The 11,395-nt window shown below is 68.3% G+C and carries 12 protein-coding genes; 7 read left to right on the plus strand and 5 right to left on the minus strand.

What is annotated here, in order from left to right:
* Positions 1 to 69: 69 nt before the first annotated feature.
* The 3 genes from BM066_RS19125 (at position 70) to BM066_RS19135 (ending at position 4,739) form a co-directional block, all read left to right on the plus strand.
* Positions 70 to 2,244 carry a TonB-dependent receptor gene (locus tag BM066_RS19125; RefSeq protein ID WP_089929940.1) on the plus strand — a complete coding sequence of 725 codons (2,175 nt, stop codon included), beginning with the start codon at positions 70 to 72 and terminating at the stop codon, positions 2,242 to 2,244.
* Positions 2,244 to 3,335, plus strand: a complete 1,092-nt coding sequence (locus tag BM066_RS19130) for a PepSY-associated TM helix domain-containing protein (protein ID WP_089929941.1) — start codon at positions 2,244 to 2,246, stop codon at positions 3,333 to 3,335. Before BM066_RS19125 ends, BM066_RS19130 begins: the two co-directional genes overlap by 1 nt.
* Positions 3,336 to 3,452: 117 nt before the next feature.
* Complete coding sequence (locus BM066_RS19135) at positions 3,453 to 4,739, plus strand: serine hydrolase (RefSeq protein WP_089929942.1); 1,287 nt, start codon at positions 3,453 to 3,455, stop codon at positions 4,737 to 4,739.
* A 37-nt stretch (positions 4,740 to 4,776) separates the two neighbouring features.
* Here the strand turns inward: BM066_RS19135 and BM066_RS19140 are convergent, their stop codons facing one another.
* Genes BM066_RS19140 through BM066_RS19150 form a run of 3 tightly spaced genes read right to left on the minus strand, consistent with a single transcriptional unit; the run spans position 4,777 to position 6,655 of the window.
* Positions 4,777 to 5,223: a flagellar basal body protein gene (locus BM066_RS19140; protein ID WP_089929943.1), complete on the minus strand. Its 447-nt coding sequence runs from the start codon at positions 5,221 to 5,223 to the stop codon at positions 4,777 to 4,779.
* Positions 5,224 to 5,228: 5 nt separating this feature from the next.
* The gene (locus BM066_RS19145; protein WP_177218503.1) at positions 5,229 to 5,543 is read right to left on the minus strand and encodes a rod-binding protein; all 315 of its coding nucleotides are present in this window, start codon (positions 5,541 to 5,543) and stop codon (positions 5,229 to 5,231) included.
* Positions 5,543 to 6,655, minus strand: coding sequence for a flagellar basal body P-ring protein FlgI (locus BM066_RS19150; RefSeq protein WP_089929945.1), 1,113 nt, complete (start codon positions 6,653 to 6,655; stop codon positions 5,543 to 5,545). Before BM066_RS19150 ends, BM066_RS19145 begins: the two co-directional genes overlap by 1 nt.
* Before the next feature lie 232 nt (positions 6,656 to 6,887).
* Here BM066_RS19150 and BM066_RS19155 point away from each other — a divergent pair, with 232 nt between their 5' ends.
* Together BM066_RS19155 and dksA are read left to right on the plus strand one after the other, a co-directional pair.
* Positions 6,888 to 7,316 carry a flagellar assembly regulator FliX gene (locus tag BM066_RS19155; RefSeq protein ID WP_089929946.1) on the plus strand — a complete coding sequence of 143 codons (429 nt, stop codon included), beginning with the start codon at positions 6,888 to 6,890 and terminating at the stop codon, positions 7,314 to 7,316.
* A 175-nt stretch (positions 7,317 to 7,491) separates the two neighbouring features.
* Entirely contained in the window at positions 7,492 to 7,920 is a 429-nt protein-coding gene (dksA, locus tag BM066_RS19160; RefSeq protein ID WP_089929947.1) for an RNA polymerase-binding protein DksA, read from the plus strand.
* Between the two features lie 116 nt (positions 7,921 to 8,036).
* On the opposite strand, the gene BM066_RS19165 is transcribed toward dksA, so the two are convergent.
* Together BM066_RS19165 and BM066_RS19170 are read right to left on the minus strand one after the other, a co-directional pair.
* Positions 8,037 to 8,648, minus strand: coding sequence for a pyridoxamine 5'-phosphate oxidase family protein (locus BM066_RS19165; protein WP_089929948.1), 612 nt, complete (start codon positions 8,646 to 8,648; stop codon positions 8,037 to 8,039).
* Positions 8,649 to 8,698: 50 nt separating this feature from the next.
* On the minus strand, positions 8,699 to 9,049 hold the full coding sequence (locus BM066_RS19170; protein WP_089929949.1) for a response regulator: 351 nt from the start codon (positions 9,047 to 9,049) through the stop codon (positions 8,699 to 8,701).
* Positions 9,050 to 9,374: 325 nt separating this feature from the next.
* On the opposite strand from BM066_RS19170, the gene BM066_RS19175 reads away from it, so the two are divergent.
* Both BM066_RS19175 and BM066_RS19180 read left to right on the plus strand, forming a co-directional pair.
* Positions 9,375 to 10,181: a crotonase/enoyl-CoA hydratase family protein gene (locus tag BM066_RS19175; protein WP_089929950.1), complete on the plus strand. Its 807-nt coding sequence runs from the start codon at positions 9,375 to 9,377 to the stop codon at positions 10,179 to 10,181.
* Between the two features lie 2 nt (positions 10,182 to 10,183).
* Positions 10,184 to 10,837 carry a DUF3052 family protein gene (locus tag BM066_RS19180; protein WP_089929951.1) on the plus strand — a complete coding sequence of 218 codons (654 nt, stop codon included), beginning with the start codon at positions 10,184 to 10,186 and terminating at the stop codon, positions 10,835 to 10,837.
* Positions 10,838 to 11,395 lie beyond the last annotated feature (558 nt).

The raw sequence follows: 11,395 nt of genomic DNA on the forward strand, positions 1-11,395 counted from the left end.
TTTGTTGCTAATCACTCTCAACAGCAGCTATACGGCGCCTCAGTTTGAATTGCCGGGGCGTCGATCATCATGCGGACCATCCCAACCCAGGGCCCTCGCGCCGCCGCCTTGGCCGGCCTGAGCCTGCTGGCCCTGGCGACCGCCACCGTGGCCCAGGCCGCGGACAAGGCCGAGACGACCGACGTCGACCAGCTGGTGGTCACCGCCGCCCGCACCATCCTGCCGGCCAGCGCCCTGCCGCTGACCGTCGACGTCATCGATTCCGAGGCCCTGTCGCAGCAGGTCGGAATCGGCGGCTCGATCGTCGACGCCGTCTCGACCCTGTCGCCGTCGTTCTCGCCCACCCGCCAGAAGTTGTCGGGGGCCGGCGAGACCCTGCGCGGCCGCTCGCCCCTGTACGCCATCAACGGCATTCCGCAGTCGACCCCGATCCGCGACGGCTCGCGCGACGGTTACACGATCGATCCGTTCTTCATCGACCGGGTCGAGGTGATCTACGGCTCCAACGCCCTGCAGGGCATCGGCGCCACCGGCGGCGTGGTCAACCAGGTCACCGTCGGGCCGCCCCGCGCGGACGGCGTCAGCGGCAAGATCCTGACCCAGGCCACGGCCGGCCATGACCTGGGCGACAGCGTCGGCGGCAAGGTCGCCGGCCTGGTCGCCTGGCGCGGCGGCCCGTTCGACGCCACCGCCGGCGTCGCCTATGACGCGCGCGGCGCCTATTACGACGCCGACGGCCGCCGCCTGGGCATGGACAACACCCAGGGCGACGTCCAGGATTCCAAGGCCTTGTCGTTCTTCGCCCGGCTGGGCTGGCAGCTGGGCGACGACACCCGCCTGGACGTGGTGGCCAACCGTTTCGAGCTGAAGGGCGACGGCGACTACGTCACCACCACCATTTCGGCCCGGAACCCCGTCCCAGCGACCAACGGCAATCGCCAGACCTACCTGCCGACCACCAGCTTCCGCGGCGTCCAGCCCGGCCAGCCGGCCGCCAACCGGGTCGAGACGGTCTCGGCCTCTCTGACCAACACCGACCTGATGGGCGGCAACCTGATCGCCCAGCTGTTCTTCAACCGCTCGCGCGACACCTTCGGCGGCGATATCAACGACACGTTCCAGGACGCCGCGATCGCGCCGAAAGGCACGCTGTTCGACCAGTCGTCCAACCGCTCGCGCAAGCTGGGCGCGCGGGTCAGCTACGAGCGGGCCGTTCCGGGGATCCAGGGCCTGACCGGCACGGTCGGCCTGGACGCCATCAACGACCGCACCGAGCAACTGCTGATCGAGACCGGCCGCGCCTGGGTGCCCCCGACCCGGTTCCAAAGCGTCGCGCCGTTCGTGCAGGGCAACCTTTCGCTGCTGGACGACAAGGTGCACCTGGCCGGCGGGGTGCGGTTCGAGAACGTCGAACTGAAGGTCGACGACTTCACCACCCTGGCCTTCTACGGCGCGCGCAAGGTGGCCGGCGGCAATCCGGATTTCAAGGCGACCCTGGCCAACGGCGGGATCGTGGTCGAGCCGGTTCGGGGCCTGCGCCTCTACGCCAGCTACGCCGAGGGCTACACCGTGCCCGACGTCGGCCGGATCCTGCGCGCCATCAATATCGACGGCGTCGACGTCGACTCCTACCTGAACATCGAGCCGATCGTGTCCAACAACCGCGAGATCGGCGCCGAGCTGAAGCGCGGGCCGTTCGACGCCAGCGTCAGCTACTTCTGGTCGGCCTCGAAGCTGGGCCAGCTGCTGGTCAAGAACAGCGGCGGCGTCTTCGACGTCCAGCGCCAGCGGGTCGAGATCGAGGGCCTGGAAGCCAATGTGAAGGCCCGCACGCCCGTGCCTGGGCTGGTGGTCTCCGCCGGCTACGCCCACCTGAAGGGCCGAACCGACACCAACAAGGACAACAGGGTCGACACCGACCTGGACGGCGCCAACATCTCGCCCGACCGCCTGAACCTGGCCGCCGACTATCAGGGCGGCAAGTGGGGCCTGCGCCTGCAGATCCAGTCCTACATCCGGCGCGACATGCAGGACGCCCTGGTGAAGGACAACTTCGCCGGCTACACCCTGGCCGACGCCTTCGTGCGCTACCAATTGCCGGTGGGCGCGCTGTCGCTGGGCGTCCAGAACCTCTTCAATAGCCAGTACATCTCCTACAACTCCGACACCACGGCGCCGGCGGTCGACCGCTATTTCGCCGGGCGCGGGCGGACGGCGACCCTGGGCTGGGAAGCGCGCTTCTGATGAAGGTCGTCCGGCTCATCCACCGCTGGACCGGCGGGCTGATCGGCCTGCTGTTGGCCCTGATGGGGCTGAGCGGCGCGCTGCTGGTGCACGAGGACGCCTTCCTGCGCGCCACCGTGCCGCACGCCGCCGACGCCCAGCGCCAGGACGCCGCCACGCTGGGCGCCGCCGCCACGCGGATCTTCGCGGCCAAGGACCGCCCACGCTCGATCGTGCTGGCCAGCCAGCGCCTGGGCCTGCACAAGCTGGCCTACAAGGGCGAACACGGGGCCTATGCCGACCAGGACGGCGCGATCGTCCAGAGCTGGACCTCCAACTGGGCCCGGCCGGAGGTCTGGTTGTTCGACTTCCACCACCATCTGTTCAACGGCGATGCGGGCGAGGTCGTCGGCGGGATCGCCGGGCTGGCGGGGCTGGGCTTCGTAGGCACGGGCCTATGGCTGTGGTGGCCGACCCGGCGGATGTTCCATGTCCGGCCCTGGCCGCGGATGATGAAGCGGGCGGCCATCGTCCATCACCATCGCGACCTGGGCGCGCTGGCGGCGCCGCTGCTGATCCTGTCGCTGACCACGGGCGCGGCGATGGACCTGAAATGGTTCTCCGAGGCGCTTCGGGCGCCGTTCTCGTCGGCCGCCGCGATGAAGGCCGCCTCGGCCCCGCCGAAGATCAAGGGCGGCAAGCTGGCCGCGGACCTGGACTGGACGGCGGTGATCGCCCGGGCCCAGGCCCGTTATCCGGGGGCCGAGATCCGCACCATCGGCCTGCCGGCCAAGCCGGGCGGTCTGATCTCGGTGCGCCTGCGCCAGCAGGCCGAATGGCTGCCCAACGGCCGCACCATGGCCTGGTTCGACCCGGCGACCGGCAGGATGGTCGCCGACCGTGACGCCCAGGGCCTGCCGCTGGGCTCGCGCATCGCCAATCTCGACTACCCGCTGCACGCGGCCAAGGTGGGCGGCCTGCCGTATCGGCTGGTGATGACGGTGTCGGGCCTGGTCCTGACCCTGCTGGGCACGGTGGCGGTGGCGACGTTCTGGGGCAATCCGACCGGCAGCCTGAAGCGGCGACGCAAGGCGCCCCCTTCCGCCAGCTGACCCGAAGGGGGAGTTTCCGGAAAAACACTCTATGAGTGTACTCCCGAGTTCGCGCGAACTAGGATCGCCGGGCGCGCCGCGACGGGGTCCGCCCGCCGGGCTCGACGGGAGGCGACCATGCGCAAGACTTCGGTGATCACCGCAGGTGTTTTGGCTTTCGGTGCAAGCTTAGCGACCTTCAGCGCGGCGCAGGCTCAGGGGCCCGTCCCCCGCGCCGACCCGCCGCTGCGGCTGCAGCCCCGGCCCGTGGGACAGGTGCTCAAGATTCCGAAGATCACCCTCAGCCCCGCGGCGGTGGAGCGGATCTGGGTCGGCAAGTTCACCGCGGCGTTCATGGCCCGGTGCGCCGATCACGCCGTGGGCTGCGCGGTGGCGGCGATCGGCTCCAGCGGCGTCACCTCGGAGGCCGCTGACGGCGCCGCGCGTCGGGCGCCCGACTTCGCGCCGCGCGCGATGACCGCGGGCGACGTCATCACCATGGCCAGCGTCAGCAAGACCTTCACCGCCGCCACCCTGTTGAAAATCATCAGCGACAAGAAGGTCATCGTGAACGGTAAGCCGACGGCGATCAGCGTGGACGACAAGATCGCGCCCTATCTTCCCAAGAGCTGGACGCTTTCGGAACCGGCCAAGACCCTGACCTTCCGCCAACTCCTTCGACACCAGAGCGGACTGGAGTGCGGCGGGATTTCCTACGCCCAGCTGAAGACCTGCTTCGCCACGACCAAGCTCGACGGGGCCAAGACCTATCATAACGAGAACTTCGCCGACATGCGGATGATCATTCCGATCATGTACGGCTCGCCCGTTCGCGTGAACATGACCGATATGCTGGCCAAGGAGGCGGCGGGCGATCCTGGGCCGATCGCGGCCTATTACGGCGCGCGCTACCGCAGCATCGTCAACACGGTGGTCTTCTCCAAGGCTGGATTGCCGACCCTGGAGTGCAAGGTCCAAGGTCGCGCGCCCGCACTCAGCTACAAGTCAGCCACGACCCACAAATGGGACTTCAGCAGCGTGCTGCCCGGAGAAAGCTGGGGCGACATGAGCGACTACTGCGGGTCGCAAGGCTGGTTCATGTCGGCGCGCCAGATGGCCGCCGCGATGCGGGCGATCAACACCCCCGGCCTCGTGATGCCGGCCGCCGCCCTGACCCAGATGCAGGGCGAGCAACTGGGCGTCTATGCTTCGGGGGACCTGGGCAAGGGCGTCTCGTCCTGGTCGCACGGCGGCTACCATCCGGCGGAGTGGAACAAGGGTGAGATCAACACCATCATCGTCCACTTCAGCAACGGCGTCAGCGCGGGGGTGATCGTCAACTCGCCCTACAAGGGCGCGACCGTCGATGCCGGCGGCGACCTATGGGGCGACTTGGTGCAGGCCGCCTTGACCGCGGGGCCGTAGGGCCGGCCGGGGCGTGGCGTCGCCCGAGCCGGCGACGTCACGCCCGCTGGTTCAGCGTGATCGCCGTGCCGTTCTGCCGATAGGCCGCGCCCTGGGCGCTGGGGCCGTACCCTGACGCCGTCGGCCGTTGTTCGGCGACCTCCTGGGCGATGGCGCGGACCAGGCCCTCGGTGACGGTCTTGGCGGCGGTCACCGCGCGGCCCTGGCGGGCCAGGACGGCGTCGAAGGCCTCGGTGGCGCGCACCAAGCGCTGGCGGCGCTGGAGGCTGGCGCCCGACACCAGGGCGACATTGCCCCGCACCCGGGTCGACTCGTGGCGATAGAGATTGGCCAGCTTGGCCACCTCGTCGACATATTGCGCGGCTTCGTGCGGGCGGCGGGCCTCGAAGGCGGCCGACTGCCGGGCGATCAGGTCGGTCAGGCGCTCGGTCAGGATGATCAGCTGTTCGACGCGGTCGTCGCAGTCGAGGGCGGTGAGGGCCATGCGGGCTACTCCTTCAGACCTTGCATCTTCAGCATTTCCTTCTGCACGGCGGCGGCCACGCCGACGCCGCCGGCCTTGGAGACCTGCTTGGCCATCTCCTCGGCCAGAAGGGACTTGAACATCTCCTCGCCGGTCCCGCCGCCGCCGATCTCCGGCGTCTTCATGCCGGCGGTCATCGACTGCATCATCACCGACAGGAACGAGGCCTCGAACTTCTGCGCCGTCTCGCGGATCTTGCCGCGCTTGAGCAGCTCGGCGGTCGAGGCGGCGGTCGGACCGACCGTGTCGAGGGCGGGCGCGGCGATCGTCGACAGGCTCATCACATCACCTCGATGTCGGCTTGCAGGGCGCCCGCGGCCTTGATGGCTTGCAGGATCGAGATCATGTCGCGCGGGGTGACGCCCAGGGCGTTGAGGCCGCCGACCAGGCTCTTGAGCGAGGCGCCGCCGCCCAGGGTCAGCAGCTTGCGGCCCTTTTCCTCGTCGACGCTGACGGTCGATTGCGGGACGATGGCGGTCCGGCCCTGGCTGAACGGGGCCGGCTGGCTGACGGCCGGGGTCTCCTGGACCGAGATGGTCAGGTTGCCCTGGGCGATCGCCACCTGGCTGATGCGGACGTCGTCGCCCATGACGATGACGCCGGCCACCTCGTCGATGATCACCTTGGCCGGGGCGTCGGGCTCGACCTCCAGGTTCTCGATGGCGGTGACGAAGCTGATCATGTCCATGCCGGCCGGCGGACGGACCGCGACGATGGTCGGGTTCTGAGCCTGGGCGCAGTTGGCGAAGCGCTGGTTGATGGCGTCGGCGATGCGGCGCGAGGTGGTGAAGTCGGGGTTGCGCAGGGTCATGCGCAGCACGTCCATGTTCACCATCTGGAAGCCGGTCTCCTTTTCGATGATGCCGCCGGCGGCGATCCGGCCCGCGGTCGGCACGCCCTTGGTCACCGAGCTGCCCGAGGCCCCGCCGGCCGAGACCGAGCCGGTCTGCACCGAGCCCTGCGCCACCGCATAGGTCTGGCCGTCGGCGCCCTGCAGCGAGGTGACCAGCAGGGTGCCGCCCAGCAGGCTCTTGGCGTCCCCCAGGGTCGAGACCGTGACGTCCATGCGCGCCCCGGCCGCCGAGAACGGCGGCAGGTTGGCCGTGACCATGACGGCGGCGGTGTTCTTGGTGTTGAGGTTGCCGTCGCGGACGTTGACGCCCTGGCGCTCGAGCATGGCCTCCAGGCTCTGCTTGGTCATCGGCGCGTTGCGCAGGCTGTCGCCCGAACCGTTCAGGCCCACGACGATGCCGTAGCCGACCAACTGGTTGTCGCGCACGCCCTCGAAGGCGACGATGTCCTTGATCCGCGACTTGGCGTCGGCGGGAGAGGCGACCAAGGTGACGGCGGCGAGGGCGAGGCTCAGAACGGAGGCGAACAATGAACGAGACATGGCGATCCTGCGGCGGGGTGGGGTCCCCGCGCCGTCCCATGCCAGAACCGGGCCAGATTTAAACTTGGAAAAAATTCAATGAAATCAGTCAGAAGGTGGCGATTTCCTGCCTGCGACATTCTGCTTCGGCAGATTCTGCCCGGCATTAACCATACCGCAAGCGCCGCCCAGCAAGATGTGGTTAACGGGAAGGGGTGACTCCCTTGTTTCGTCGTCGGAGCAGCGTTTCGTCATGAAGGTTTCCAGCACGGGAGGCGCGGGCGCGATTGGCGCATCGCGGGCCAAACCGACGGTCGGCGGATCGGGCTTTTCCCTGCCTTCGGTCGGCGGGACGAGCGCGGCCAGCGGCGTGGCCCAGGCGGGCGGCGTGGCCGGGATCGGGTCGCTGGACGCCCTGCTGGCTTTGCAGGCCGACCTGGATCCGACGGAGCGCAAGCGCCGGGCGGTCAAGCGGGCCGGCGGCCTGCTGGACCTGCTGGACGCCCTGAAGCTGGCCACCCTGGACGGCGAGGTCTCGACCGGCACGCTGTCGCGGCTCAAGAGCGCGGTTCGCGAGCATCGCGAGGCCACCGACGACCCCAAGCTCGAGGCCATCCTCAACGAGATCGAGACCCGCGCGGCCGTCGAGGCGGCCAAGCTCGAGCAGGCGCGGCTGGGCTGAGAACGCCGATGAAACCGTATCTTGAAGAACACGGTTCATCGAATATCCCCAGAATCGTGTCATCCATGCACGGGGCTGAATGTCGCGCTCACGCGACGTTCATTGAACCGGGCTATCGTTTTGGTATAAGCACCCGGCCTGACCAGGGCGGAGTTCATCGGGGCGTGAGGCGTTAATGCAAACGGCCACTGTTCTTAAGGTACCAGACTCGTATCGTCCTTCGGACGACGAGCCTTTCATGAACGAGCGTCAGCTTGAGTATTTCAAGCAGAAGCTCCTAGCCTGGAAAGAAGAGATCCTCCGCGAATCTCGCGAGACGGTTTCCCACTTGCAGACTGAAACTGAAAACCATGCCGACCTCGCCGATCGCGCGTCGTCGGAAACTGACCGGGCGCTGGAGCTTCGCACCCGGGATCGTCAGAGAAAACTCATCTCCAAGATCGACCAGGCGTTGCGCCGGGTCGAGGACGGTTCCTACGGCTATTGCGAAGAGACCGGCGAGCCGATCGGTTTGGCCAGACTGGACGCGCGGCCCACCGCGACGCTCAGCCTGGAGGCCCAGGAACGCCATGAACGCCGGGAACGGGTTCACCGCGACGACTGAGACCCTTCAAGGGATCTCGACTGAATGTGTTTTGGAACGGCCTCGCCCTCAACAGGGCGGGGCCGTTTTCGTTTGAACCGCTCATCCCGGCGAATGCCGGGATGAGCGGATCTAGATTACCACAGCGTCGCCGCCGCGCGTTCCGGCCAGGCCCTGTCGTAGTCCGCCCCGCCGACCGCATCCGCGCTCATCGCCGCCAGCATCGCGCCGGGCGTGGGCAGGGACCGGGGATCCAGGTGCGCGTCGGCGTTCCACAGCCCCGAGCGGACGATGGCGCGGGCGCATTGGAAATAGGCCTCGGCCACGGTGACCACCAGGCAGGTGCGCGGCGCCTTGCCGTCGACCGCGAAGCTGGCCAGCAGCTCGGGATCGGCGCTGATCACGGCCTGGCCGTTGACCCGGAAGGTCGTGCCCGAGCCGGGGATCAGGAACATCAGCGCCACGCGCGGATCGCGGACCACGTTGCGCAGGCTGTCGATGCGGTTGTTGCCGCGCCGGTCGGGCAGGATCAGCGTCCGCTCGTCCTGGATGCGGACAAAGCCGGGCTGGTCGCCGCGCGGGCTGCAGTCCAGCCCCTCGGGGCCGACGGTGGCCAGGGCCAGGAACGGCGAGGCCTCGATCAGGGCGCGATAGTGCGGGGTGATGCGGTCGGCGACCTTGACGGTCGAGGCCGGGGCGGGGGCCGGCGTGTAGAGCGCCTCGAGGGCTTCGAGCGTGTCGACGATCATGGGCGGCTCCCCTGCGGGCCGCCAGCATAGCCGTCGGGGGGCGGCGGCGCCTAGGCGCCGGCGGCCATGGCGCAGGCCTCGGCCAGGCGGTGGGGCGAGATCGGCTTGTCGACCACGGCGCGGGTGCGCGCGCCCAGCTGGTCGGCGTTACCGGTCACGTAGACCACGGGGATCGGCCCCAGCCGGGCCAGGATCGCGGTGACCGCCTCCACGCCCGTGCCGCCGACGATGCGATAGTCGGCCGTGATCAGGTCCGGCGGCCGGCGCAGGGCGCAGTCCAGCGCTTCCTGAGGGCTTTCCGCGATATCGAAGCTGTCGAACCCCTGCTCGCCAAGCAGGGCCTCGACTTCCATCGCGATGAGGATTTCATCCTCTATGATCAAAGCATGTCTGTGGGACATGAGCACTGCACGCCACCGCTTTTCAAAATCGTCCCTGGCCTTAGTAGAAACCTATGATTCTCTTCTGCGCTAACGGTTTTTACGGCTCAGCTTGTCTAAAATGTCGCAGGCGTGCTGTTGCGTCTTGTTCTCATCATGCAAGTTCTTCCAGGTGTTGTGTGTGATCACAATAAGACGCGCAGGGTCTTGTCTATTTTGTACGAAGTCAGGGATTAACCCTATTTTGTAGAACGCGGTCCGGCGAGCGTCGGTCTCTTGCCTCTCCCTGCGGGATTTGCGCTATGCAGAGCAAAACATCAGACCAGAAAAGCAGGAGCGCGCCCGCATGCCGCAAGACCCCCTGATCCTGAGCGAGAAGCGCGGCCACGTCGCGATTCTCACCCTCAACCGGCCCGACGCCCTCAACGCCCTGGGCGCGCCCGGCGACGGCGACCAGGTCGCGGCCGCCTGCGAGGCGATCAACGACGACCAGGAGATCCGCTGCGTGATCCTGACCGGTGCGGGCCGGGCGTTCTCGGCCGGCGGCGACGTCAAGGCGATGAAGGCGCGCGAAGGGGCGTTCGGCGGCAACGGCGTCAAGGTCCGCGACGGCTACCGCAAGAACATCCACCGCATCGTGCGGGCCATCTACGGCCTGGAGGTCCCGTCGATCGCGGCGGTCAACGGCGCGGCCATCGGCCTGGGCTGCGACGTGGCCTGCATGACCGACATCCGCATCGCCGCCGACACCGCGAAGTTCGGGGTCACCTTCCTGAAGCTGGGCCTGATCCCCGGCGACGGCGGGGCCTGGCTGATGCCGCGCACCATCGGCATGAGCCGCGCCGCCGAGCTGCTGTTCACCGGCGACGTGATCGATGCGGCCAAGGCGGAGGACTGGGGCCTGATCAGCAAGGCCGTGCCGGCCGAGACCCTGATGGACGAGGCCATGGCCCTGGCCACGCGGATCGCCCAGCAGCCGCCCCACGCCCTGCGCATGGCCAAGAGCCTGCTCAAGCACGGCCAGACCGCCAGCTACGACACCCTGATGGAGATGAGCGCCGCCGCCCAGGCCATCGCCCATCACACCGACGACCATATGGAGGGCGTCGACGCCATCCTCGAAAAACGCCAACCCAACTTCCGGGGCTCGTGACCATGGGCAAGGAGGCCAGGGGCGTCTGGGGCCAGCTGTCGGACGGCGAGAGCGACGGCAAGCTGCTGTGGGAGCCGCCCAAGCTGATCTTCCGCGGCGCCGTGCGCGGCATCTACCAGGGCCACGCCCTGCGCGATCTGCGGGTCGAGGGCGACGACCTGGTGCTGACCGACGGCACGCGTTTCACCCTGGAGCCGGGCCAGGCCGGCAAGTGGCTGCACGCCATCCAGAACCCGCCCGGGCGGCTGGACAAGCTGGGCGTCAAGGCCGGCCAGACGGTGGTGGTCGAGGGGATCGACGACGCCGAGTTCCTGGACGAGCTGTCGACCCGCGCCCCGCCGGTCGAGGCCTACGAGGACATCGACCTGCTGTTCCTCGGCGTCGAGGACCTGGCCGATTTCGACCAGATGGAGGACCTGGTCGGCGGGCTGGCGGCCAAGGGCGCGATCTGGATCGTCGCCAAGAAGGGCAAGGGCGCGCCGCTGAAGGACGTCGAGATCCTGGCCGCCGCCCGCGAACGGGGGTTGGTCGACACCAAGGTCTGCGCGTTCTCGAAGACCCACACCGCGCTGCGGTTCGTGCGGCGCAAGGGCGGGGCGGCGGTCAAGGCGGCGCCGGTCGAGGACGACGACGCGGGGTTCGACGACGAGGACTAGGCGTCGGAATTGTCCGGCAGGCGGCTTTCGATCCGAGTCGGACGCTACCTGCCAGGCCGATGCCCGTCCCATGGCTCAGGTGATCGAACATATTGGAGCGGCCAGACACCTTGCCTAGAGCGCCCACACTGGGGGCAGGGACGTTCGCTCGGTGGGTCGCCCGGCCAGTAATTGCCGTATCGATGGCCGCTTATGTGTAGTTTGCAGCGCGGACACTTGACCTGGAGAGCCAGGGCGCCGGCAGCCATGCCGCCAGCAAGCAGGAGTGCCCGCGCCCAGCCCGCAACATCGAGCATTACGGCGCCAAAAAGCATCAATCCCGCGACCGCCATGAGTCCGTAAAACCAACGCATGCCCGATCTCCAACCTTCGCAGTCTAACGCAGGTCGCGGCGCCGCGACCACGAAAGCCTGAAACCCACCCTTGGCGGATCTTCGGGATGTCCGCTGGTTGGAAGCCACCATCCGCCCCGGATGGGGCCGCGCCTTAAAGCCTTGGTGGATCGGAGCTCTGGCGTCTGGCCGTGTCAAGGACGGCGCGTCGCGCCGCCGCGACGCG

This window comes from Caulobacter sp. UNC279MFTsu5.1, assembly GCF_900114015.1.
Classification (GTDB): domain Bacteria; phylum Pseudomonadota; class Alphaproteobacteria; order Caulobacterales; family Caulobacteraceae; genus Caulobacter.

Excerpts from the sequence above, each read along its gene's own strand:
- BM066_RS19125 (WP_089929940.1), top strand. The coding sequence starts at position 70 with ATGCGGACCATCCCAACCCAGGGCCCTCGCGCCGCCGCCTTGGCCGGC.
- BM066_RS19165 (WP_089929948.1), bottom strand. The coding sequence starts at position 8,648 with ATGATCGTCGACACGCTCGAAGCCCTCGAGGCGCTCTACACGCCGGCC.
- BM066_RS19180 (WP_089929951.1), top strand. The coding sequence starts at position 10,184 with ATGGGCAAGGAGGCCAGGGGCGTCTGGGGCCAGCTGTCGGACGGCGAG.
- BM066_RS19175 (WP_089929950.1), top strand. The coding sequence starts at position 9,375 with ATGCCGCAAGACCCCCTGATCCTGAGCGAGAAGCGCGGCCACGTCGCG.
- dksA (WP_089929947.1), top strand. The coding sequence starts at position 7,492 with ATGCAAACGGCCACTGTTCTTAAGGTACCAGACTCGTATCGTCCTTCG.
- BM066_RS19130 (WP_089929941.1), top strand. The coding sequence starts at position 2,244 with ATGAAGGTCGTCCGGCTCATCCACCGCTGGACCGGCGGGCTGATCGGC.
- BM066_RS19150 (WP_089929945.1), bottom strand. The coding sequence starts at position 6,655 with ATGTCTCGTTCATTGTTCGCCTCCGTTCTGAGCCTCGCCCTCGCCGCC.
- BM066_RS19135 (WP_089929942.1), top strand. The coding sequence starts at position 3,453 with ATGCGCAAGACTTCGGTGATCACCGCAGGTGTTTTGGCTTTCGGTGCA.
- BM066_RS19145 (WP_177218503.1), bottom strand. The coding sequence starts at position 5,543 with ATGAGCCTGTCGACGATCGCCGCGCCCGCCCTCGACACGGTCGGTCCG.
- BM066_RS19155 (WP_089929946.1), top strand. The coding sequence starts at position 6,888 with ATGAAGGTTTCCAGCACGGGAGGCGCGGGCGCGATTGGCGCATCGCGG.
- BM066_RS19170 (WP_089929949.1), bottom strand. The coding sequence starts at position 9,049 with ATGTCCCACAGACATGCTTTGATCATAGAGGATGAAATCCTCATCGCG.
- BM066_RS19140 (WP_089929943.1), bottom strand. The coding sequence starts at position 5,223 with ATGGCCCTCACCGCCCTCGACTGCGACGACCGCGTCGAACAGCTGATC.